The organism is Aeromonas sp. S2(2024) (assembly GCF_041402505.1).
GTDB classification, from domain to species: Bacteria; Pseudomonadota; Gammaproteobacteria; order Enterobacterales; family Aeromonadaceae; genus Aeromonas; species Aeromonas media.
In genome coordinates this window covers 68,969-90,154 of the sequence record NZ_JBGLRL010000003.1, presented here as the reverse complement: position 1 = coordinate 90,154, position 21,186 = coordinate 68,969, and the positions used below count along the sequence as shown (strand labels likewise).

Annotated in this window: 20 protein-coding genes; 11 read left to right on the top strand and 9 right to left on the bottom strand. The window is 61.9% G+C overall.

Annotation, left to right across the window (positions count from 1 at the left end):
* Positions 1-82 precede the first annotated feature (82 nt).
* Positions 83-817, top strand: a complete 735-nt coding sequence (locus ACB039_RS04565) for an SDR family oxidoreductase (protein WP_005332837.1) — start codon at positions 83-85, stop codon at positions 815-817.
* A gap of 50 nt (positions 818-867) precedes the next feature.
* Here ACB039_RS04565 and ACB039_RS04560 read toward each other — a convergent pair whose 3' ends face one another.
* The 4 genes from ACB039_RS04560 to ACB039_RS04545 form a co-directional block, all read right to left on the bottom strand.
* Positions 868-1,962 carry a type I restriction endonuclease gene (locus tag ACB039_RS04560; protein ID WP_182786483.1) on the bottom strand — a complete coding sequence of 365 codons (1,095 nt, stop codon included), beginning with the start codon at positions 1,960-1,962 and terminating at the stop codon, positions 868-870.
* Between the two features lie 273 nt (positions 1,963-2,235).
* Positions 2,236-5,130 carry a bifunctional [glutamate--ammonia ligase]-adenylyl-L-tyrosine phosphorylase/[glutamate--ammonia-ligase] adenylyltransferase gene (gene glnE, locus ACB039_RS04555; RefSeq protein WP_371165213.1) on the bottom strand — a complete coding sequence of 965 codons (2,895 nt, stop codon included), beginning with the start codon at positions 5,128-5,130 and terminating at the stop codon, positions 2,236-2,238.
* A gap of 138 nt (positions 5,131-5,268) precedes the next feature.
* A complete protein-coding gene (locus ACB039_RS04550; protein WP_317841506.1) occupies positions 5,269-5,709 on the bottom strand; it encodes a GNAT family N-acetyltransferase in 441 nt (146 codons plus the stop codon).
* A 77-nt stretch (positions 5,710-5,786) separates the two neighbouring features.
* Positions 5,787-7,037, bottom strand: a complete 1,251-nt coding sequence (locus ACB039_RS04545) for a methyl-accepting chemotaxis protein (RefSeq protein ID WP_371165212.1) — start codon at positions 7,035-7,037, stop codon at positions 5,787-5,789.
* Between the two features lie 32 nt (positions 7,038-7,069).
* Here ACB039_RS04545 and ACB039_RS04540 point away from each other — a divergent pair, with 32 nt between their 5' ends.
* The 9 genes from ACB039_RS04540 (at position 7,070) to ACB039_RS04500 (ending at position 16,922) form a co-directional block, all read left to right on the top strand.
* Complete coding sequence (locus tag ACB039_RS04540) at positions 7,070-7,891, top strand: potassium channel family protein (RefSeq protein WP_042648717.1); 822 nt, start codon at positions 7,070-7,072, stop codon at positions 7,889-7,891.
* 153 nt (positions 7,892-8,044) lie between these two features.
* Entirely contained in the window at positions 8,045-8,650 is a 606-nt protein-coding gene (locus ACB039_RS04535) for a TIGR04211 family SH3 domain-containing protein (protein WP_025328281.1), read from the top strand.
* Between the two features lie 155 nt (positions 8,651-8,805).
* Positions 8,806-9,585, top strand: a complete 780-nt coding sequence (nudC, locus tag ACB039_RS04530) for an NAD(+) diphosphatase (protein WP_371165211.1) — start codon at positions 8,806-8,808, stop codon at positions 9,583-9,585.
* A 150-nt stretch (positions 9,586-9,735) separates the two neighbouring features.
* Positions 9,736-10,803 (top strand): uroporphyrinogen decarboxylase, encoded by a 1,068-nt coding sequence (hemE, locus tag ACB039_RS04525; protein WP_371165210.1) that lies wholly within the window; start codon positions 9,736-9,738, stop codon positions 10,801-10,803.
* A gap of 187 nt (positions 10,804-10,990) precedes the next feature.
* Complete coding sequence (locus tag ACB039_RS04520) at positions 10,991-11,920, top strand: ROK family protein (RefSeq protein ID WP_371165209.1); 930 nt, start codon at positions 10,991-10,993, stop codon at positions 11,918-11,920.
* 49 nt (positions 11,921-11,969) lie between these two features.
* Positions 11,970-12,980 (top strand): erythrose-4-phosphate dehydrogenase, encoded by a 1,011-nt coding sequence (epd, locus tag ACB039_RS04515; RefSeq protein WP_371165208.1) that lies wholly within the window; start codon positions 11,970-11,972, stop codon positions 12,978-12,980.
* 66 nt (positions 12,981-13,046) lie between these two features.
* Positions 13,047-14,210 (top strand): phosphoglycerate kinase, encoded by a 1,164-nt coding sequence (locus ACB039_RS04510; RefSeq protein WP_005332815.1) that lies wholly within the window; start codon positions 13,047-13,049, stop codon positions 14,208-14,210.
* A gap of 116 nt (positions 14,211-14,326) precedes the next feature.
* Positions 14,327-15,406 (top strand): class II fructose-bisphosphate aldolase, encoded by a 1,080-nt coding sequence (fbaA, locus tag ACB039_RS04505; protein WP_005332814.1) that lies wholly within the window; start codon positions 14,327-14,329, stop codon positions 15,404-15,406.
* 211 nt (positions 15,407-15,617) lie between these two features.
* Positions 15,618-16,922 (top strand): FAD-binding oxidoreductase, encoded by a 1,305-nt coding sequence (locus ACB039_RS04500; protein WP_226170329.1) that lies wholly within the window; start codon positions 15,618-15,620, stop codon positions 16,920-16,922.
* Positions 16,923-16,959: 37 nt separating this feature from the next.
* Here the strand turns inward: ACB039_RS04500 and ACB039_RS04495 are convergent, their stop codons facing one another.
* The 4 genes from ACB039_RS04495 to cutA all read right to left on the bottom strand — a co-directional run bounded on the left by ACB039_RS04495 (position 16,960) and on the right by cutA (position 20,085).
* A complete protein-coding gene (locus tag ACB039_RS04495; RefSeq protein WP_041205025.1) occupies positions 16,960-17,379 on the bottom strand; it encodes a hypothetical protein in 420 nt (139 codons plus the stop codon).
* Between the two features lie 79 nt (positions 17,380-17,458).
* Entirely contained in the window at positions 17,459-17,992 is a 534-nt protein-coding gene (locus tag ACB039_RS04490) for an N-acetyltransferase (protein WP_171273226.1), read from the bottom strand.
* Positions 17,993-19,771: a protein-disulfide reductase DsbD gene (locus ACB039_RS04485; RefSeq protein ID WP_270824099.1), complete on the bottom strand. Its 1,779-nt coding sequence runs from the start codon at positions 19,769-19,771 to the stop codon at positions 17,993-17,995. It lies immediately after the preceding gene.
* Positions 19,768-20,085, bottom strand: coding sequence for a divalent-cation tolerance protein CutA (gene cutA, locus ACB039_RS04480; protein ID WP_005332803.1), 318 nt, complete (start codon positions 20,083-20,085; stop codon positions 19,768-19,770). Before cutA ends, ACB039_RS04485 begins: the two co-directional genes overlap by 4 nt.
* A gap of 194 nt (positions 20,086-20,279) precedes the next feature.
* Here cutA and ACB039_RS04475 point away from each other — a divergent pair, with 194 nt between their 5' ends.
* Positions 20,280-20,621 carry a hypothetical protein gene (locus tag ACB039_RS04475; protein ID WP_041205027.1) on the top strand — a complete coding sequence of 114 codons (342 nt, stop codon included), beginning with the start codon at positions 20,280-20,282 and terminating at the stop codon, positions 20,619-20,621.
* 79 nt (positions 20,622-20,700) lie between these two features.
* On the opposite strand, the gene ACB039_RS04470 is transcribed toward ACB039_RS04475, so the two are convergent.
* Positions 20,701-21,138 (bottom strand): PACE efflux transporter, encoded by a 438-nt coding sequence (locus tag ACB039_RS04470; RefSeq protein ID WP_182788989.1) that lies wholly within the window; start codon positions 21,136-21,138, stop codon positions 20,701-20,703.
* Between the last annotated feature and the right edge of the window lie 48 nt (positions 21,139-21,186).

Genomic DNA, 21,186 nt, shown 5'->3' with positions numbered 1-21,186 from the left:
CAGGTCGCCATGGGGTGAGGCCTGATCAGGAACATGGGGTAATATCCGTGGCAGTCATCAAAACCGGGAACCAGGAGGGTTCATGAACAAACGGGTGCTGATCACCGGCGGCGGCAGAGGCATAGGGGCCGCGACGGCCCGTTATCTGGCGGGGCAGGGGTATCACCTCTGCCTCAACTATCGCTATGACAGGGCCAGTGCCGAGGCGCTGGTGGCCGAGATCCGGGCGCAGCATCCGGTCTCCTGCATAGCGGTGCAGGCGGATGTCAGCGTGGAGGCCGAGGTGGTGCGCCTGTTCGAGGAGATGGACGCGCGGCTCGGCCCCATCACCCATCTGGTGAACAACGCAGGCAGGCTGCAGCCCCAGATGAAGGTGCTGGAGATGAGCGCAGAGCGGATCAACAAGACCCTGACCACCAATGTCACCGGCTATTTTCTCTGTTGCCGCGAGGCTGTCCGCCGCATGGCACCGGGCGGCGCCATCGTCAACGTCTCCTCCGCCGCCGCGCGCCTGGGCTCCCCCGGGGAGTATGTGGACTACGCCGCCGCCAAGGGGGCCATAGACGTGCTGACCAGAGGGCTGTCCCTGGAGGTGGCGGCCCAGGGGATCCGGGTCAATGGGGTACGGCCCGGCTTTATCTACACCGAGATGCATGCCGACGGCGGCGAGCCCGGCCGGGTAGACAGGGTCAAGAGCCATATTCCGCTGCAGCGGGGCGGCGAACCTCGTGAGGTGGCCGCCGCCATCGCCTGGCTGCTGTCGGACGAGGCCTCCTACGCCACAGGTACCTTTATCGACGTGGCTGGCGGGCGATAGGCGTCTTGCTGGAGGAAAAAGGGGGAGGCGTCGCTCCCCCTGGATCAGGATTATTCGTATACGGCTGTGGCTGTCAGCAACTGATCGGCAAAGGTAAATATCTCATCAACGGAGCCAATAGGATGTCGGGTTTCTTTCTTGTCAGCATCAAATAAACCAAGATATTTCTGCTTCGAATTGAAATGTAAGCGGCACAGAGGCTTGCGGTTATTGTCGTCGAGCAGGATACCAAAATAACTCTGGGTGTCCCTTGCCGCGATTCTTGTTACATCAAACCGCTGCCTCAGGATGGCTTTGACGACGTTGAATCCTTCAACCTCCTCAATGCTGGTATCTATCTTCGATTTTTCTTCATTATTATTCTCAGCCTCATTGCCATCGTTTGAACCACTGCTGTCAAAGGCGGGCTGAATTGTCGAGGCATTGACGCTGCTACCAATCGCTGACTTCAATCTGGCATTGATGCTGTCATTGAGGAACTGGCTGAGGGCTTTCTTGGTGATGTCGGTGAAAGACTGTTTCACTCGTGCAGTAAGAACGCCGTCATAAATACGGGATGCAAAGAATTTCACAAAGTCTTCTTCTGGCGAGGAAAATTGCTCGGCGAGCAATTTCTTGATTTGACTGAGGTATTTCAGCTCTCCCGCCGCATCGACTACGGATTCAACATCGAAGGAGGTCTTGGTCAGCTTCAGCACCTCGGGTACTACGTGCTCATCGATATCTTCCAGATCCAGCGTTAGAAATGGTTTCTCGTCCATCTTGTTCGGGGCATCAAGGTCGGTATAGAACTCGTATTGAGCACCATTGGTCAGTATCCCGATCCGGGCATTGGTGACGGCAAAGTACCTGAATAGCTGTCCTGAATGTTTGGCAGAGAGCTTCTCACTGTATTTCTTACACTCCACCAATATTTGTACCTGACCATCTTTGAGAATGGCGTAGTCAACTTTTTCGCCTTTCTTGATGCCCGTGTCTGCAGTGAACTCAGGGATTACTTCGGTGGGGTCGAACACATCATAACCGAGTACGCGGTTGAGAAATGGCATGACAAAGGCGTTCTTCGTTGCCTCTTCAGTTGCGATCATGGATGACTGCTGAGTGATTTTTTTGGCTAGGCTCTGTAGCTGTTCTGAAAAATCCATTATTTCCTCTCTGCATCGACGCGTTGTGTTGGTACTGTTCAGTTGGGGTTAGATGCTCCTCTCTGGATTAACGATATGCCTGTGACCCAGATACCCACGTTTCTGCCCATATTCAGCAAAGCGCCATACGATGCCAAGATATGAATACCTGAAACAGGATCCAGCTCACCGCTATTGAGCTGTATATGAAATAAATCGAGGGATCTTGTTCGAGCGGGCCTTAATACAACAAGGGGCGCCATGGCGCCCCTTGTTGCTGATACGGTGGGATCCTTACTCCCCCAGCAGCTGTTGCCAGACCGCCAGCACATGGCCCCGCTCGGTCAGCAGCTGATCGTCCCCCACCTTGCGGGAGATCTCCGAGAGGTTGAGGCGATGGCCCTGGTTGCGGATCTCCAGATAGGCGTGCTTGAGCCCCTCCGCCTGGTCCAGGGTCAACACCCCCGCCATCACGCACTCGTCGAAGATGCGCACGTTGTCCGACCAGCGGGTCAGGGCCTCCGGCTCGCCGCAGGCGTGGGCCAGCACCAGGTACTGGGCGATGAATTCTATGTCCACCATGCCGCCCGGGGACTGTTTGAGGTCGAACTCTCCCTCGCCAGCTTTCAACAGGTGATCCCGCATCTTGTGGCGCATCTCGCGCACCTCGCGGGCCAGGGTCGGCAGGTCGCGATCCTTGGCCAGCACGGCGCGGCGGATGCGGGCAAATTCAGCGACCACGGCATCATCGCCATAGATGGGACGCGCCCGCACCAGGGCCTGATGCTCCCAGGTCCAGGCCTCGTGCTGCTGATACAGCTCATAGGCGGCGAGGGAGGAGACCAGCAGGCCGGCGTCGCCGGAGGGGCGCAGCCGCATGTCGATCTCGTAGAGGATGCCGGACGGGGTGCGGGTGCTGAACAGGTGCAGGATCCGCTGGGCCAGGCGCAGGTAGAACTGGCGGCAGTCGATGGGCTTGCGCCCGTCGGTGTAACTGTTGGGGTCGCCGCCGTGCAGGAACACCAGATCGAGATCCGAGCCGTAGCCGAGCTCGATGCCGCCGAGCTTGCCGTAGGCCACCACCGCAAAACCGCGCTGGCCGCTCAGTGCCACCTCGGGGGGCACCCCGTAGCGCTCGCTCATCTGGGCCCAGGCCTGATTGACCACCTCTTCGGTGATCGCCTCCGCCAGCCAGGTGAGGTGGTCGCTCACCTTCATCAGCGGCAGGGCGCCGGCGATGTCGGCCGCGACGATGCGCAGCAGCTGCACCTGCTTGAACTGGCGCAGCGCCTCCATCTGCTGCTCCACGTCCTCCTCGGGGATGCGCAGCAGGAACTGGCGCAACTGGGGCTTGTACTGATCCAGCGGGGTGGGGTGGTAGAGGTGCTGGGGATCCAGCAGCTCGTCCAGCAAGATGGGGTAGCGGGCGAGCTGCTCGCTCACCAGGTTGCTCTCGTCGCACAGACGCACCAGCTGGCGCAGGGCGGCGGGGTTCTCCGCCAGCAGCTGCAGGTAGGCGCTGCGGGTGAAGATGCGGGTCAGCAGGGTACAGACCCGCTCGAACAGGCGGGCGGGCTCTCGGCTCGCCACCACCAGTCGCAGCAGCTCGGGCATCAGCCAGTCCAGGGCGATGCGCCCCTGGGGCCCGACCTGGCGGCGCTTGTACTCCTCCTTGAAGCGCAGCAGAGCGGCGCAAAGCGGCGCAGGCTCGGTCACCCCCTGGGCGGTGAGCAGCTTCTCCAGCTCGGCGGCATCGAGCTCGGTGCGCCAGAGATCGAGCCAGAGCTGTTCCAGGTGGGCGGGGGCCTCCTTCTCTTCCCCCACCACGGCGACGAACTCCTGATGGACTATGGCCATCTCCTCGTCGAGGTGCGTCATGAAGCGCTCCCAGTCTGCGAACCCGGTGGCGGCGATCAGTCGCTGGCGATCCCGCTCCTCGGTGGGCAGGGTCTGGGTCTGCTGATCCCCTATCTCCTGCAATATGTTCTCGACCCGGCGCAGGAAGCGATAGGCCTGGAGCAGGCGCGCGCAGCGCTCCTCGTCGAGGGCGCCGCTCTGGGCTATGGCCGCCAGGGCCTCGGGCAGGTGACGCACCCGCAGGGCGGGCTCGCGACCGCCACGAATGAGCTGCAGCGCCTGGGCGATGAACTCCACCTCGCGGATGCCGCCGGCTCCCAGCTTGATGTTGCCCTCCAGCCCCTTGCGGCGCACCTCGGCGGCTATCATCGCCTTCATCTGGCGCAGGCCGTCGATGACGCCGAAGTCGATGTAGCGGCGGAACACGAAGGGGCGCAGCAGCTCGGTGAGGGCCTGGGCGTGTTCGCACTGGGGCCCCAGCACCCGTGCCTTGACCATGGCGTAGCGTTCCCAGTTGCGGCCATGGTGCTGGTAGTAATCCTCCATGGCGGCAAACGAGATCGCGAGCGGCCCCGCCTCGCCGAAGGGCCGCAGCCGCATGTCGACCCGAAACACCTGACCATCCTGGGTGGGCTGGTGCAGGGCGTTGATCAGGCGCTGCCCCAGCTTGATGAAGAACTGCTGATTCGCGAGCTCCCGCCGCCCGCCGACCGTGTAGCCGTTGTCGGGGAAGGTGAAGATGAGGTCGATGTCCGAGGAGAAATTCAGCTCGCCGCCACCCAGCTTGCCCATGCCGAGGATGAGCAGGGGCTGGGGGTCGCCGTTGCCGTCCATGGGGGTGCCGAGCTCGGCACACTGCCTGGCGTAGAGCCAGTCCCGGGCGCCGCAGATCAGCGCGTCCGCGAGCCTGGTGAGATGGACAAAGCTCTCTTCGACCTCTGACTCCCCGAGCAGCTCGCGCCAGGCGATCACCAGCATGCGGCTGCGCCTGAACTGGCGCAGCACGCGCTTGAGCGCCTCCTCGTCATGGACTTCGGCGAGCAGGGCAGCCAGATCGCCCTCGTAGGCGGGCCAGCGCTCGTACAGCGCCAGATCCCCGGAGGCCAGGGTCTGCGCCAGCAGCTCGGGTTGCTTGATGAGGGAGTCGGCGACAAAATCGGAGAGGCCAAACAGGGTCAGCAGGGTCTGGCGAATCGCATCGGGCAGGGCGTCATAGTCGGGCGCCAGCTCGACCAGCCGCTGCCACTGGCGCCCGGCCTGATCCTGCAGCAATGGAGACAGAGTAGAGAGGGATGCTGGCGATGAGGGAAGAGAAGAGGAATGCTGGGCCACGGTTGCCGTCCTTGTGATTAACGGGTCTGCAGAGGGAATGAAAACACCGGCAGCCAATCTAGCATTGTCCCGTGCTCGCGTCACAGCCCGGGAGAGAGAAGCATGAGCCGGCGGGGAAAATGGGCCGCCGGCGCGGGCTCAGGGGCGCCGATAGATCTCGGGGTCGTACTTTTCCATCAGGCTGCCGGGGGCGCGAGGTGGCGCGAAGCCAAAACCGGCATAGAGGCCCTGGGCATCCGAGGTGGCCAGCATGAGGCGGCGCAGCCCCTGCAAGGCGGGATGGTCGACAATGGCCGTCATCAACGCCTTGCTATGGCCGCGTCCGCGATGGGCGGGCAGCACGAAGACATCGGAGAGATAGCCGAAGGTGGCCCGGTCTGTGATGACCCGGGCGAAGGCCACCTGCTGGCCGTCGACATAGCCGCCGAAGCACAGGGAATGATTGATGGCCCGTTGCACAGTGGAGAGGGGAATGCCGAGGCTCCAGTAGGCCTCCTCGGACAGGAAACGGTGAATGAGCGGGACATCGAGCCGTCCCTTGTCGTCGCTGATCTCCAGTGGGGATTGGGTGTGCTGCATCCTGGCTCCTTGCCGTGACATGAGATGAAATGAAAAAGGCCCCTCGCGGGGCCTTCCAGTTTACTCAAATCACGGCCTCAGGCCAGCTTGAAGGCCTGGATATGATTGTCCAGCGTCTGGCTGTGGTGCTCCACCAGTTCGGAGGCATCTTTCAGCTCCCGCAGCACCACCACGGAGCCTTCCACCACCTGTTTGACCTGCTCCAGGTTGGCGTTCATCTCTTCGGCCACCGAGCTCTGCTGCTCGGAGGCGGCGGCGATCTGGCGGTTCATGTCGGCCACCCCCTGCACCCGCTGCACTATGGTGGCGAGCTGATCGCCGGCCTGGGTCACCTGCGCCACCCCCTTGTCCGCCTGCTGCACGCTCTCGGCCATCAGGCCGACGGCCTGGCGGGCATTGCCCTGCAACTGCTCGATCATCTTCTGGATCTCGACGGTGGCGGCCTGGGCCCGGTTCGCGAGTTCGCGCACCTCGGAGGCGACCACGGCGAAGCCACGCCCCGCCTCGCCGGCGCGGGCGGCCTCGATGGCGGCGTTCAGGGCCAGCAGGTTGGTCTGCTCCGAGATGCTGCGGATGGTGTCCACCACTGAGCCGATGCGATCGACCCCGTGCTCCACCTCGTTGACCACGGCAGAGGAGCGCTGGATGTTGCCGGAGAGGGTGTCTATGGTGCTGACGGTGGCGGCCACACAGCGGCTGCCCTCCTCGGCCAGGGTGCTGGCATCAAAGGTGGCGTGGGAGGCCTGTTCCGCATGGTTGGCCACCTCGCGAATGGCGCCCACCATCTGGCTCATGGCGCTGGCGAGCTGCTCTATCTGGGTGAACTCCTCGTTGATCGCCTCGTTCGCCTCCTCCATGCAAAGCGTCACCTGGGAGGCGATGTCATTGAGCTCCTTGCAGGCGGCGCGCTGGGTGCCGAACACCTCCTTGAGGTTATCCTGGGAATGGGCGACCGCCTTGGCGATATCCCCGAACTCGTCCCGGGACTTGAGCAGCACGCTGTGGCTGAGATCCTTGCGGGCGAAGCGCTCCAGCAGACCCACCAGATAGTGCACCTGCTTGACCATGAGCCGGGAGCCGGTCAGCAGCAGCACCACGAAGACGACCCCCATCAGCGCCGTCTCCATCAGACCGGTCCAGAGCAGACGATCGGCAATGGCATTCGCCTTGGTGGCGTCTATGCCCTCGCCGAGCAGGGTGGCTTCCAGGTTGCTGGCATCGAACCAGAGCTTGGCCAGCAAGAGCAGCGTACTGAACACCATGAGCAGCACCACCTTGGGCACCAACCGGATGTTGCTCATTCGCCTCTCCAGCGAGTTTAACTGCATAATCTTTCTCCTTCTTAATGGCCGGTTTTCCTTTGTCCTCAGGAATATCGGCATTATCTTCCTTTTTATTAATTCGCACCGTGCCTAAAGTAGGAAATTGTATGCGACATCACTTAACTCACCTGCGCGCCATGGATCTGCTGATGGCGTTTCTGTCGGTGATCTCCGTTTCTCTGGTCTGCGCCCGCTGGTGGGGCCACAGTGAGTGGAGTCCACAGACCCTGCAACTCTTCTATGACGTCGATAGCCTGATCTGCTATTTCTTCCTCGCCCACTTCGCCTACGGCTGGGTGCGGGCCCCCAATCGGATGGCCTTCTTCAAGGCCAACTGGTTCTATCTGCCGGGCAGCCTGCCCATGGTGGAACAGCTGCGCTGGGCGCGACTGATCCAGCTGTGGCGGGTCTATCAGCTGCTGCGAGACAGGCCGGATCTGCTGGGCATGTTTCGCCGGGAGCGCAACGAAACCACCTTGTCCGGCATCCTCTTCCTGTTCTTCCTGCTGCTGGGGGTGGGCTCCGGCGTCATGTACTGGCTGGAGACGGGCCAGCCAGGCAGCCTGATCCAGACCCCCTATGACGCCTTCTGGTGGACGCTGGTCACGCTCTCGACTGTGGGTTACGGGGATCTGGTACCCAAGACCGAGGAGGGGCGCTTCGTCGCCAGTCTGCTCATCCTGTTTGGTGTGGGTCTGTTTGGCGCCCTCAGTGGTTTCATGGCCAGCCTGTTCGTGCATCCCGGCAAGACCAATGACGACACCACCCTGTGGCGACGTCAGCAGAGCGAGCAGCAGGCGCAACTGTTGCAGGAGCTGAAGGCCCTGCGTGCCGAGGTGAGGGCATTGCAACAGAAGTAGCCTGCGGCGTCTGGAATGGTCGCGTGGCAAACGGGAGAGACGGTGAGGCGCCTCTCAGTCAGGGGGGCGCCGCTTTTCTTTGCTTGTCCTTTGACCCGCTGGCGGCTTAACATTCGGCCTGCAACCTAATTCAACGAAGAGAATCGATCGACCATGCGCGCCCTTCTCGGGATCTTGATCTGCTTGTGTGCCCAACAGGTACTGGCCGATACCCGTTATGTCTCAGACAACATCTTTACCTATATCCACAACGGTCCTGGCACCCAGTACCGGATCCTCGGCAGCGTCAAGGCTGGTGAGCCGCTGGAGGTCAAGGCGGTGAACAACGACGCCGGTTTCACCCAGGTGGTGGACGGCCGTGGTCGTGAAGGCTGGATCAAGAACAGCGAGCTGCAGGCGGAGATCAGCCTGCGCGAGCGCCTGCCCCAGGTTCAGAAAGAGCTGGATGAGGCCAAGGCCCGTCTGCTGAACCTCAATGGCGACAACGAGCGACGTTTCGCCGAGAAGGATGGCCAGATCACCGAGCAAAGCAAGGAGATCGCCAGCCTGAAGGCCCAGCTCGCCAGCCAGAGCACCGAGATGAGCAGCCTCAAGGAGCAGAACGACGCCCTGACTCAGAGCTATGACAACCAGGAGCACGACATGCAGATGGACTGGTTCATCCGCGGTGGTGCCATGGTGCTCGGCGGCATACTGCTCGGCATTCTCCTCCCCATGCTGCCCCGTCGTCGCAAGAGCAGCGAGCGCTGGATGAACTGATCGCCCGGGCGATCGCCAAGAGAAAGGTCGCCACGGCGGCCTTTTTTCATGGGGGCGCATAGACCATGTCAGGGGTCGCCAGGGGGCCTCTGCGGCCGTAAGATGAGCCCAAGACCCGTGCCCTGCGCACCCTTCTCAACAAGAGCCTTCAACATATGTCATCAACCGAACAGGCCCGCTGGTTCGTGCTGGGGGGCGATCACCTCGTCCTGCTGGATGAACGGGGGCAGATCCCCCAGGGCCCCAGGGCCTGCCTGCCCGCCCATCTGCACTCCGCCCATTTTGAGTCTTTTGATGAGTGGGACGGGCTGCCCTGTTATCTGCTGGATCTGGGGCCGGATGCCGAGAGCCCTCCCCTGGCGGGGCTGCGCCAGCTGATGGTGGCGGGGGACGAGGAGGGGTTTCGCCTCGCCGGTCGCGCCTGGCAGTTGGCCACCTTCCGCCGCACCCATCGCTTCTGCGGCGAATGTGGCGCCCCCATGACCCCCAAGGCGAGGGAGTGGGCGCAGGTGTGCCGGCATGGTCACGTCGTCTACCCGCGCATCTCCCCCTGTATCATAGTGGCGGTGCGCAAGGGCCCGGCTATCCTGCTGGCGGCCCATCGCCGTCACTATCAGGCGGAGGATCCCATGTATACGGTGCTGGCGGGCTTCGTGGAGGCGGGGGAGAACCTGGAGCAGTGCGTGGCGCGGGAGGTGTTCGAGGAGAGCGGCATCCGGGTGTGCAACGTGCGCTACGTGGCGAGCCAGCCCTGGCCCTTCCCCCACAGCCTGATGATGGGCTTCACCGCCGACTACCAGAGCGGCGAGATCAAGGTGCAGGACGACGAGCTGGTGGCCGCCGACTTCTTCGAGGCGGACCGGCTGCCACGGCTGCCCCCCCACGGCACCATAGCGCGGCGGCTGATCGAGCAGAGCCTCGCAGAGAAGTGGTGAGGGCGAGGCCCTGAAAAGCGGGGCCTTGGTTTGCGCCCCCTCACATCTTTGCACTCCGGCGACCCTGCGGCGCGTTTGTGCCGCCCTCAGCCTCGCACAAAGTGGTATCATATCCGCCATTTTATGCTGGATATGAACTCAGGAACTGGGATGAAAGAGCTGAAGAACGATCGATACCTGCGTGCCCTGCTGCGCCAGGATGTGGACATGACCCCGGTGTGGATGATGCGTCAGGCTGGCCGCTACCTGCCGGAATACAAGGCGACCCGCGCCGTCGCGGGGGACTTCATGTCCCTGTGCCGCAACGCCGAGCTGGCCTGTGAAGTCACCCTGCAGCCGCTGCGCCGCTATCCCCTCGATGCCGCCATCCTCTTCTCCGACATCCTGACCGTGCCCGACGCCATGGGGCTGGGCCTCTACTTCGAGCACGGGGAAGGCCCGCGCTTCGAGCGCCCCATCAAGTCCATGGCCGACGTGCAGGCGCTGCCCATCCCGGATCCGGAAGACGAGCTCGGTTACGTGATGAACGCGGTGCGCACCATTCGCCGCGAGCTCAAGGGCGAAGTGCCGCTGATCGGCTTCTCCGGCAGCCCCTGGACCCTGGCCACCTACATGGTGGAGGGGGGCAGCTCCAAGGCCTTCACCAAGATCAAGCAGATGATGTATGCAGAGCCGCAGACCCTGCACCTGCTGCTGGACAAGCTGGCGGACAGCGTGATCAGCTACCTCAACGCCCAGATCAGGGCGGGTGCCCAGTCCGTCATGGTGTTCGACACCTGGGGCGGCGTGCTGACCCCGCGGGATTACCGCGACTTCTCCCTGCAGTACATGCACAAGATCGTCGATGGCCTGATCCGTGAAAATGAGGGGCGCCGTGTGCCTGTCACCCTGTTCACCAAGAACGGCGGCCAGTGGCTGGAGCAGATCGCCGCCACCGGCTGCGATGCGCTGGGACTGGACTGGACCACCGACATTGCCGACGCCAAGCGCCGGGTCGGTGACAAGGTGGCGCTGCAGGGCAACATGGATCCCTCCATGCTTTACGCCGCGCCTGCGCGTATCCGCGAAGAGGTCGCCACCATTCTGGCGGGCTTTGGCAGCGGCAACGGCCACGTCTTCAACCTGGGTCACGGCATCCATCAGGATGTGGATCCGGAGCACGCCGGGGTGTTTGTGAACGCGGTGCACGAGCTGTCGGCTCAGTACCACGGCCGCTGAGCGCGGCAGACAGCACAACGATAACGGGGCCTGCGGGCCCCGTTTTGCTGCCCGGCCTCACGGGGGCTGCATCCTGGTCACCGCTCGGGTTACACTGCACCACCACTGAACAGGGTCGCGGACAGGATGGGCGAGTGCGCCTCCTGACGACCGGGTGAGGGCGTCGTCGAACATGGCAGGAGGCTGGATGAGCAAGGGTTCTTGGGATTGGGGTATCGACCTTGGCGGGACCAAGTGTGAATGCGTGGTGCTCGATGGCGACGAGGTGCTGCTGCGCCATCGCATCCCCACCGAGCGCCAGGGCGGCTATCAGCACATGATCGGCCAGATCGCCAAACTGGTGGACGAATGCGCCGCCAGGCTGGGTCAGCGGCCGACCGTGCTGGGCATGGGCACGCCGGGGGCGCGGGATCCCCAGACCGGGCTGATGAAGAACTGCAACACCACAGAGCTCAACGGCAAGCCGTTCAAGGAAGACCTGGAGCGCAAGCTGGGCGTGCCCGTGCTGATTGCCAACGACGCCAACTGCTTCGCGCTGGCGGAGACCCACCTGGGGGCTGTGCGTCAGCACCATCCGGATGCCAAGGTGGTGTTCGGCATCATCATGGGCACCGGGGTGGGTTCAGGCATCGTCATCAATGGCCAGATCCTCAACGGCCACCACGGCATCGCCGGGGAGTGGGGCCACAACGTGCTCTCCCCCGACGGGCCCGAGTGCTACTGCGGCAAGCGCGGCTGCGTCGAGACCTTCATCAGCGGCCCGGCGCTGGAAGCCTGGTATCAGGCCAAGGCCAAGCGTCATCTGTCGCTGGCCCAGATTGCGGCGGCCAGCGCCCACGATCACGTGGCCAAGCTCACCATAGACAGACTGCATCTGCTGTTTGGTCAGGCGCTGGCCAACGTGGTCAACATTCTGGATCCGGACGTCATCGTCATCGGCGGCGGGGTCGGCAACGTGCAGAGTCTCTACAGCGCCGGGCGGCAGACAATTTTACCCTTCCTCTTTAATCCCCGCTTCGCGACCCCCATTATTGCTCCAGCCCTGGGGGATAGCGCCGGGGTGTTCGGGGCCGCCCTGCTGGCCCGTGGCGTATTCCAGGATGCCCTGCTGTCGTGAGCCAGTCAGGGACCCGTCACTTTGTCGCAGGTAAGGACACAGATTTTTCATGATCAAGATTGCCATCAACGGATACGGGCGCATCGGCCGCAACGTGTTGCGCGCCCTCTATGAAAGCGGGCGCGATCAGACCATCAAGATAGTTGCCATCAACGAGCTGGCGGCGCCCGAGGCCATGGTGCACCTCACCCGTTTCGACACCAGCCACGGCCGCTTCCGGTATCCGGTGCAGCTGGCCGGCAGCAGCATGCTGGTGGGGGAGGATCTCATCTCCCTGTTCGCCGAGCGGGATCCGTCGCGGCTACCCTGGCGGGCGCTGGGGGTGGATGTGGTGCTGGACTGCACCGGGGTGTTCGGCTCCCGGGCCGATGCCGAACTGCATCTGGGGGCGGGAGCGGGCAAGGTGTTGTTCTCCCATCCAGCCGATGCAGATGTGGATGCGACCATAGTCTACGGGGTGAACCATCAGGTGCTGACGGGAAGGGAGCGGATCGTCTCCAACGCCTCCTGTACCACCAACTGCGTGGTGCCCGTCATAGAAACATTGCATCGAGAATTCGAGATAAATTGTGGTACTATTACGACAATTCATTCGGCCATGCATGATCAGCAAGTCATCGATGCCTACCACAGTGACTTGCGTCGAACCCGTGCTGCCAGCCAGTCCATCATCCCGGTGGATACCAAGCTGGCAAAGGGGTTGGAGCGAATCCTTCCCCACTTCGCCGGCAAGTTCGAGGCGATCGCGGTACGGGTACCGACCATCAACGTCACCGCAATGGATCTCAGTATTACTGTTCGTAAAAAAGTGACGGTTACTGACGTAAATCAAGCCCTGCAACGGGCATCCAGAGGTACATTAAGCGGTATTCTGGATTACACGGAAGAGCCGCTGGTCTCCGTAGACTTTAATCATGATGCACACTCCTGCATCATTGATGGTACCCAGACCCGGGTGAGCGATGCCAACCTCGTCAAGATGTTGATGTGGTGTGATAACGAATGGGGCTTCGCCAACCGCATGCTGGATACCACCCGGGCCATGATGGCCGCAGGCTGAGAGTCTGCACCGGGCGCAAGGTTACTGTTTTTTTAACATTACCTGAAAATATATAGAGGACTGAATATGTCTGTTATCAAGATGACCGACCTGGATCTGGCGGGTAAACGCGTTCTGATCCGTGCTGACCTGAACGTGCCGGTAAAAGACGGCAAGGTCACTTCCGATGCACGTATCGTGGCGACGCTGCCGACCATCAAGCTGGCTCTGGAAAAGGGCGCCAAGCTGATGATCACCTCCCACCTGGGTCGTCCGACCGAGGGTGAATACAACGAAGAATTCTCCCTGGCCCCGGTAGTCAACTATCTGAAAGACGCTCTGTCCTGCCCGGTCCGCCTGGCCAAGGATTACCTGGATGGCGTAGACGTCGCCGCCGGTGAGCTGGTTGTGCTGGAAAACTGCCGTTTCAACAAAGGGGAGAAGAAGAACACCGAAGAGCTGGCCAAAAAATACGCCGCCCTGTGTGACGTCTTTGTAATGGATGCGTTCGGTACTGCTCACCGTGCCGAAGGTTCCACCTACGGTGTGGCTCAGTTCGCCCCGGTTGCCTGTGCAGGTCCGCTGCTGGCCGGTGAACTGGACGCCTTGGGCAAGGCCATGCTCAAGCCCGAGCGCCCCATGGTTGCCATCGTTGGCGGCTCCAAGGTCTCCACCAAGCTGACCGTGCTGGAATCCCTCTCCAAGATCGCTGACCAGCTGGTTGTCGGTGGTGGCATCGCCAACACCTTCATCGCCGCTGCCGGTCACAACGTCGGCAAGTCCCTGTGCGAGCACGACCTGATCGACACCGCCAAGAAACTGGCTGCCGAGACCAACATTCCGGTGACCACAGACGTGGTTGTTGGCACCGAATTCTCCGAGTCCACTCCGGCCACCATCAAGTCCGTGAGCGATGTGACCGACGGCGACATGATCTTCGACATCGGTCCTGACTCTGCCAAGGCCCTGGCCGACATCATCATGAACGCCAAGACCATCCTGTGGAACGGCCCGGTCGGCGTGTTCGAGTTCGACCAGTTCGCCGAAGGCACCAAGGTGATCGCTGAAGCCATCGCCGCTTCCCCGGCCTTCTCCATCGCTGGCGGTGGTGACACCCTGGCCGCCATCGACAAGTTCGGCATCGCCGACAAGGTCTCCTACATCTCCACCGGCGGCGGCGCCTTCCTGGAGTTCGTAGAAGGCAAGGTACTGCCGGCTGTCGCGATTCTTGAAGAACGCGCCAAAGCCTAATTGACCCGGGACGGGGGGCAAAAGCCTCCCGTTTCGTTTATCATGTGGCCGCTGTGCCGGTTCATGATGAACCCCCCATTTTTTATTAACGGCATACGAGAACAGGACGATTAAACATGTCTAAGAAAATTTTCGACTTCGTAAAACCCGGCGTGATCACTGGTGATGACGTTCAGAAAGTGTTCGCCATCGCTAAAGAGAACGGCTTCGCTCTGCCTGCCGTAAACTGCGTGGGTACCGACTCCGTCAACGCCGTGCTGGAAGCTGCCGCCAAGGTCAAAGCCCCGGTCATCGTTCAGTTCTCCAACGGTGGTGCCGTGTTCACCGCCGGCAAGGGTCTGAAGCTGGAAGGCCAGCAGGCTGCCATCATCGGTGCCATCTCCGGTGCCAAGCACGTGCACGCCGTCGCCGAAGCCTACGGTGTACCCGTGATCCTGCACACCGACCACGCCGCCAAGAAGCTGCTGCCGTGGATCGACGGTCTGCTGGAAGCGGGCGAGAAGCACTTTGCCGAAACCGGCAAGCCGCTGTTCTCCTCCCACATGCTGGATCTGTCCGAAGAGTCTCTGGAAGAGAACATCGACATCTGCTGCGAGTACCTGACTCGCATGGCCAAGATGAACATGACTCTGGAGCTGGAACTGGGTTGCACCGGTGGCGAAGAAGACGGTGTGGACAACAGCCACATGGATCAATCCGCCCTGTACACCCAGCCGGAAGACGTGGCTTACGCCTACGAGCGTCTGTCCAAGATCAGCCCGCGTTTCACCATCGCTGCCTCCTTTGGCAACGTGCACGGTGTGTACAAGCCGGGTAACGTCAAGCTGACCCCGTCCATCCTGGACGCTTCCCAGAAATACGTTTCCGAGAAGTTCGGTCTGCCGGCCAAGTCCCTGGACTTCGTGTTCCACGGTGGCTCAGGTTCCACCCTGGAAGAGATCCGCGAATCCATCTCCTACGGCGTCGTGAAGATGAACATCGACACCGACACCCAGTGGGCTACCTGGGAAGGTCTGTTGAACTTCTACAAGACCAACGAAGCCTACCTGCAAGGCCAGCTGGGCAACCCGGAAGGTGCTGACAAGCCGAACAAGAAGTTCTACGATCCGCGCGTATGGCTGCGTGCCGGTCAGACTTCCATGATCGCCCGTCTGGAGAAAGCCTTCTCCGACCTGAACGCCATCAACGTACTGTAATTCGTTACCGTATCTTGATTGCTGAAGAGGCGCCCTGCGGGGCGCCTCTTTCATTTTGGGCCCCTCGGCTGGCCCCTCAAAAGGTGTCCTTCGGGACACCTTTTACATTTCTGTGATCCACGGAGGCTGGAATGGTGACCCTGGGCTGGGTATTATCGATGACACTGCGTTTAATTTAGTAAACAAATGCAACCAAGGCAGGATGCTGAGCATGCAGACAGGAAGACACAACGGACACCAGGAGCACGTGGCCTCCTATTACGCGGCCACCCGCAACGACCATAGGCAGTGGCCCGAGCTCAGCGGTGAGCTGAATGCCGACGTCTGCATCATAGGCGGCGGTTTCACCGGCCTCAACACCGCCATCAACCTGGCCGAGGTCGGTTACAAGGTGGTGCTACTGGAGGCCAACCGCATCGGCTGGGGCGCCTCTGGGCGCAACGGCGGCCAGCTCATTCGCGGCATAGGCCACGACACCAGCCAGTTTGCCCGCTGGATAGGCGAGCAAGGGGTGCGCGAGCTGGACCTGATGGGGCTGGAGGCGGTGCAGCTGGTGCGCGAGCGGGTCGCGCGGTTCAACATCGACTGCGATCTGACCTGGGGCTACTGCGATCTGGCCACCAAGTCACGCCACCTCAAGGGATTTGAGGAGGATGCCGAGCACTTGGCCAGCCTGGGCTACCAGCATGAGGTCAGGCTGGTCCCCAAGGGTGAGATAAGGTCAGTGGTGGGGTCGGATCGCTATATCGGCGGCATGATCGACATGGGCTCAGGCCACCTGCACCCCCTCAACCTGGCGCTCGGCGAGGCCCGTGCGGCAGCCAGCTTGGGCGTCGCCCTGTTCGAGCACTCCAGGGTGACCCACATCGACTATGGCGAGCGGGTCGAGGTGACCACGGCCCACGGCCGTTGCCGCGCCAACTATCTGGTGATCGGCTGCAACGCCTACCTCAATGAGCTCAATCCCGAACTGGGGGGCAAGGTGCTGCCGGCGGGCTCCTACATACTCGCCACCCAGGTACTGGAGAAACGGCTGCGTCAGCGGCTGCTGCCGCAAAACATGGCGGTGTGCGATCAGAACGTGGCGCTCGACTACTACCGGTTGTCGGCCGATGGTCGCCTGCTGTTTGGCGGGGCCTGCAACTACTCGGGGCGTGATCCCAGGGACATCAAGGCGTTTATGCTGCCCAAGCTGCTGCGGGTCTTCCCTGAGCTGGCGGGCACCGCCATCGAGTTTCAGTGGGGGGGCATGATAGGCATAGGCGCCAACCGGCTGCCTCAGATCGGGCGCCTCAAGGAGCACCCCAATGTGCTCTATGCCCAGGCTTACTCGGGGCACGGCCTCAATGCCACTCACATGGCCGCCAAGCTGGTGGCCGAGGCGATCAGGGGGGAGAGCCGGGGCTTCGATCTCTTCAGTAGCGTGCCCCACATGACCTTCCCCGGCGGACCTGCCCTGCGCTCCCCCTTGCTGGCGCTCGGGATGCTGTGGCACCGGATGAAGGATCTGCTGTAAGTCTAAGGGGGAGGGCTGGCGGCAGGGAGGAGGGCGCTTATCCCTGCTGCGCCGGTTCTGCCAATTGCCAGCCCTGCTCTGTCTTCATCATCCAGACCTGGCTCTCCTGCGCCAGGGCCTGGCCTGCCTCGAATTCGCCGTATTTGCGCTCCAGCTCCATCAGCGCCATCTCCTGCTGGAAGGGGCCGACCCTGTCATAGACCAGATCCTCGTCGTGCAGTACCTGCAGCTGATCCAGCCCCTGCTTGAAGTGGAGCCGGTAGCTCACCCTGACGAGATAGACCCCCTCCATCCGCTCCTCCTTGTCGAGCACGGCGAAGTCGCTGATCTCGAACAGGTTAGCGTCTGTCTCGGCCTGCAGCCTGGCGGTGACCTGGCTCTGGATCGCCTCTTCACCTGGACCTGAGTTGCAGCCATAGAGCCAGCAGGCCAGCAGGGGGATGAACCACTTTTTCATCAAAACTCCGGATGATGCGAGACGGGAAAGGGAAAATTTTGCCATGGCGCCAGTCATATACAAGGGATGGTCAGAAAAATCAACGCGCGGTGGCCGAGTTGCTGGATTCGGGGCGGTATGGATGACTGACGGTGCGCGTCATGACCAGAGTATCGCCAGTGAACCCGGCTATCTGCTTGCGATCCACTTGCTTAAAGCCGTGTTTCGACCAGAAATGCAGGGCAGGGGCGTTGGTCTCGATGACCCCGAGTCGCAGGGTGGTGCAACCCCAGCCAGCCGCCATCCCCATGAGTCGTGCGACCAGTTCGCTACCAACCCCCCGTCGCTGCCAGCACTCCTTCAAAAGCAGCAGGCCAAGATAGGCCGTCTGCTTATCTGGATAACCGCGAACCAGATCGACGCAGCCAAGCAGCACCTCTTCCTCCTGGATGGCCAGCACAAACTTGTCATGCTCTCCTATGCCCGGTGGGCAGGCTCGCAGTATCTCCAAGGCATCCGCAGGGTTGGGTGCCTTGCCTTCCGTCAGCCAACTGTAGGCAGGCGTCGCCAGCACGACCTCCTCCAGCCACTGTATGTGGCTCGAGTGAGCCGATGACAGGCGCCGCAACTCCATCTAGCGCAGCTTGTCCAGCTGGCCGAGGAACTCGGCGGGCCCCATAAAGCCGGTCACCCGCTGCCCGCTTACCTCGTTGCCATCGCGATCGAAGAAGATCAGGGTCGGCAGCCCCAGCACGTTCAGGCCGTTGAGCAGATCCACATCGGCATCGTCGTTGGCGGTGACGTCAGCCTGCAGCAGCACCATGTCGGCGAAGCGTGCTCGCACCTCGGAATCGCTGAAGGTCTTGTGCTCGAACTCCTTGCAGGCGACACACCAGTCGGCGTAGAGATCCAGTAGCACCGGCTTACCGCGGGCGGCCTCGAGTCGGGTCTTGAGGTCATCCAGGGTCTTGATGCGGATGAATTGAGGAGCCTGGATCCCGGTGCTGGCCTTGACGCCAGGCTCGGGCAGCAGCAGATCCTTGCCGACCACCACCAGAGTCATCATCGCCAGCAGCAGCACGAAGCCGCCGAGACTCTTGCCGAGCGAGTGGGTGCGATGCTGGTTGTGGTGATAGAGATAGGCACACAGCACCAGTGCCCAGCCGAGCCAGAGCAGGGTGGCAATCTGGTCGCTCAAGAGCCGTGACAGCAGCAGTATGGGCACCGCCAGCAGTGCAAAACCAAAGAGTTGCTTGATCACATCCATCCAGGCGCCCGCCTTGGGCAGTAACTTGCCCCCCGAGGTGCCGAGCAGCAGCAGCGGCAGACCCATCCCCAGCGACAGGGCATAGAGCGCCGCGCCGCCAAGCCAGAGATCGCCGCTCTGGGCTACGTAAATAAGCGCCCCCGAGAGCGGCGCCGTGGTGCAGGGGGAGCAGACCAGGCCGGAGATCATCCCCATGATGGCAACCCCTACCACGGATCCACCCTGTTGGCGGTTGGAGAGGCCTGACAGCCGGGTCTGCAGGCTGCTCGGCAGTTGCAGGGTATAGAGCCCGAACATGGAGAGCGCCAGCAGCACGAACATGACGGAGAGGCCGATCAGCACATAGGGGTGCTGCAGCGCGGCCTGGAACTTCAAGCCGGCCGAGGCGACGACCAGCCCGAGCAGGGTGTAGGTGACCGCCATCCCCTGCACATAGACGAAGGAGAGCAGGAAGGCGCGGCGGGTGGAGAGGTGCTGACCGGCACCGGCGATGATGCCGGTCAAAATGGGGTACATGGGGAAGACGCAGGGGGTGAATGCCAGCCCCAGCCCGAGCGCAAAGAAGGCGGCGATGCTGAGCCAGAAGCCCTGGCTGCCGAGGGCGGCCGCCAGTCTGTCCTGCTGGCTGCTGGCTGGCGCCTCGATGGCGTCAGCGGGGCCGGCCTGCCCGGCGGCGTCACTGGTGGCAGTGAGAGGCTGCACCGGGATCCGCTTGTCGGTGGGCGGATAGCAGAGACCCTCGGTGCAACCCTGATAGCTTATCTTGAGGCTGGCGGCGTCCCCCACCTGGGTCAGGGTGACGGGGATCTGCAGCTCCTGATAAAAGACCCGGGTCTTGCCGAAGAAGTCATCCTCATGTTCGGTGCCGGCAGGCAGCACGGGCGCCTCGAAGGCGAGGTTGTCCCCCTTGACGCCGATGCTGTGGCGATAGAGGTAGTAGCCGTCGGCGAGGCGCAGGGTCAGCAGCAGCTTGTTTCCCTGCTGCTCGCTCTCGAGGGCGAAGGCCTCGTCGACTTTCAGAAATTTGGGCTGGGTATTGGTCTCGATGCCGAGACTGTTGAGCAGATCCTGGCTGCTGGCCTGGACGGGGGCCGCGAGCAGGCTCAGCAGGAGCAGCAGGGGGCAAAGCAGGCGAAACAGTGTCATGAGGTCTCCTGTGTCAACCAGTCGAGATAGGGTTGATGACCCTGGCTTGCGGGGAGCGCCAGGATCTCCGGCACCTGGTAAGGGTGGTGAGCCAGAATGCACTGACGCAAGGGCTCGAACAGCGAGGCCCTGGATTTGATGATGAGCTGGATTTCACGTGCGCGCTCAATTTTCCCCTGCCAGCGATAGACGGAGTTTACTCCCGGTAACTGGTTGATGCAGGCGGCGAGGCGCTGGGTGAGGAGGTGCTCGCAGAGGAGGTCTGCACTGGCTTCATCAGGGCAGGTGCAGAGCACCAGAATGGCGTCGGTCATGGGGTTGGCAGTCTCATCAACGGGGGCGCTCTGGCCCTCTGGAACAGCGGTTACTATACCGGGCAAAGGGGCAAATAGCACCCGGTCCGCGCCCGGCTGGCGGGACGCTCAATTAGTGATGCGCCCGAGATAGACGCTGTGAAAAGGACAGGGCAGAATGAGCGGGCTTGTTCCCACTCTACGTAAGGAAATGTATGACCCAACAGAATGAGCAGCAGAGAAACCGCATGTTGAGCCTGTTGCGTGAAGGCGAGCGTCGCATGTTGGTGCAACTGGCCGGTCTGCTGCGTACCAGTGTCGATGAAATCAATGCTGAACTGGAGAAAGAGGAGCTGCTGTCCGCCCTGGAGCAACCCATCACGGTGGAGTATCTCAACGGCGTGGTGCAGCACCATCTGTTCGAGCGTCTGCACAAGGGGGACATGGTCGCGGCACAGCGCATGCTGAACCAATATCAGAGCGACCTTGAGGCCATGCTGAACCAGGAATCGGCCCAGATCGAGACGCCCGCCGACGAGGTAAAGGCGCAAGCCTGAATGCCTGTCTTCTGAGGCTCCAGATCAGCACCATCATGCCAGCCGCATGATGGTGCCTCGTTTTATTCCCTTCCTCTTGTTAACCCGTGACCCGTTGCGCCCCCTGGCCCGGGATGGGGAACACCTTGTCATAGCTCCAGTTGTAAATGAAGGCATAGACCAAGTAGAACAGCACGAAACCCAGATCCAGCGCCAGCGCCTCCAGCAGGCCGATGTCGAGCCACCAGGACATTACCGGCAGTGCGACGACCAGCAAGCCCCCCTCGAAACCCAAGGTATGCAGCACCCGCTGCCACAGGCTCTTGTGGGTATGGCCCTGCAGGCGTAGCAGCAACCTGTCCACCCCGATGTTGTAGACATAGTTCCAGACGGTGGCGACTACCGAGAAGAACAGGGCAAGCGGGCCCATGTGGTTGAGACCGACGCCGGTGACCCAGCTTGCCAGGGGGGCGGCGATCAGCAGGCCAATCAATTCGAAGCCGATGGCGTGGCGCAGGCGGTCACGGGTATTACGCATCATCTGTCTCTCTATCTATCTCTTTCTGTGGATGGCGACCAATGTATC

Excerpts from the sequence above, each read along its gene's own strand:
- ACB039_RS04565 (WP_005332837.1), top strand. The coding sequence starts at position 83 with ATGAACAAACGGGTGCTGATCACCGGCGGCGGCAGAGGCATAGGGGCC.
- ACB039_RS04560 (WP_182786483.1), bottom strand. The coding sequence starts at position 1,962 with ATGGATTTTTCAGAACAGCTACAGAGCCTAGCCAAAAAAATCACTCAG.
- ACB039_RS04550 (WP_317841506.1), bottom strand. The coding sequence starts at position 5,709 with ATGCAGCACACCCAATCCCCACTGGAGATCAGCGACGACAAGGGACGG.
- ACB039_RS04545 (WP_371165212.1), bottom strand. The coding sequence starts at position 7,037 with ATGCAGTTAAACTCGCTGGAGAGGCGAATGAGCAACATCCGGTTGGTG.
- ACB039_RS04535 (WP_025328281.1), top strand. The coding sequence starts at position 8,045 with ATGCGCGCCCTTCTCGGGATCTTGATCTGCTTGTGTGCCCAACAGGTA.
- nudC (WP_371165211.1), top strand. The coding sequence starts at position 8,806 with ATGTCATCAACCGAACAGGCCCGCTGGTTCGTGCTGGGGGGCGATCAC.
- hemE (WP_371165210.1), top strand. The coding sequence starts at position 9,736 with ATGAAAGAGCTGAAGAACGATCGATACCTGCGTGCCCTGCTGCGCCAG.
- ACB039_RS04520 (WP_371165209.1), top strand. The coding sequence starts at position 10,991 with ATGAGCAAGGGTTCTTGGGATTGGGGTATCGACCTTGGCGGGACCAAG.
- epd (WP_371165208.1), top strand. The coding sequence starts at position 11,970 with ATGATCAAGATTGCCATCAACGGATACGGGCGCATCGGCCGCAACGTG.
- ACB039_RS04510 (WP_005332815.1), top strand. The coding sequence starts at position 13,047 with ATGTCTGTTATCAAGATGACCGACCTGGATCTGGCGGGTAAACGCGTT.
- fbaA (WP_005332814.1), top strand. The coding sequence starts at position 14,327 with ATGTCTAAGAAAATTTTCGACTTCGTAAAACCCGGCGTGATCACTGGT.
- ACB039_RS04500 (WP_226170329.1), top strand. The coding sequence starts at position 15,618 with ATGCAGACAGGAAGACACAACGGACACCAGGAGCACGTGGCCTCCTAT.
- ACB039_RS04495 (WP_041205025.1), bottom strand. The coding sequence starts at position 17,379 with ATGAAAAAGTGGTTCATCCCCCTGCTGGCCTGCTGGCTCTATGGCTGC.
- ACB039_RS04490 (WP_171273226.1), bottom strand. The coding sequence starts at position 17,992 with ATGGAGTTGCGGCGCCTGTCATCGGCTCACTCGAGCCACATACAGTGG.
- ACB039_RS04485 (WP_270824099.1), bottom strand. The coding sequence starts at position 19,771 with ATGACACTGTTTCGCCTGCTTTGCCCCCTGCTGCTCCTGCTGAGCCTG.
- cutA (WP_005332803.1), bottom strand. The coding sequence starts at position 20,085 with ATGACCGACGCCATTCTGGTGCTCTGCACCTGCCCTGATGAAGCCAGT.
- ACB039_RS04475 (WP_041205027.1), top strand. The coding sequence starts at position 20,280 with ATGACCCAACAGAATGAGCAGCAGAGAAACCGCATGTTGAGCCTGTTG.
- ACB039_RS04470 (WP_182788989.1), bottom strand. The coding sequence starts at position 21,138 with ATGCGTAATACCCGTGACCGCCTGCGCCACGCCATCGGCTTCGAATTG.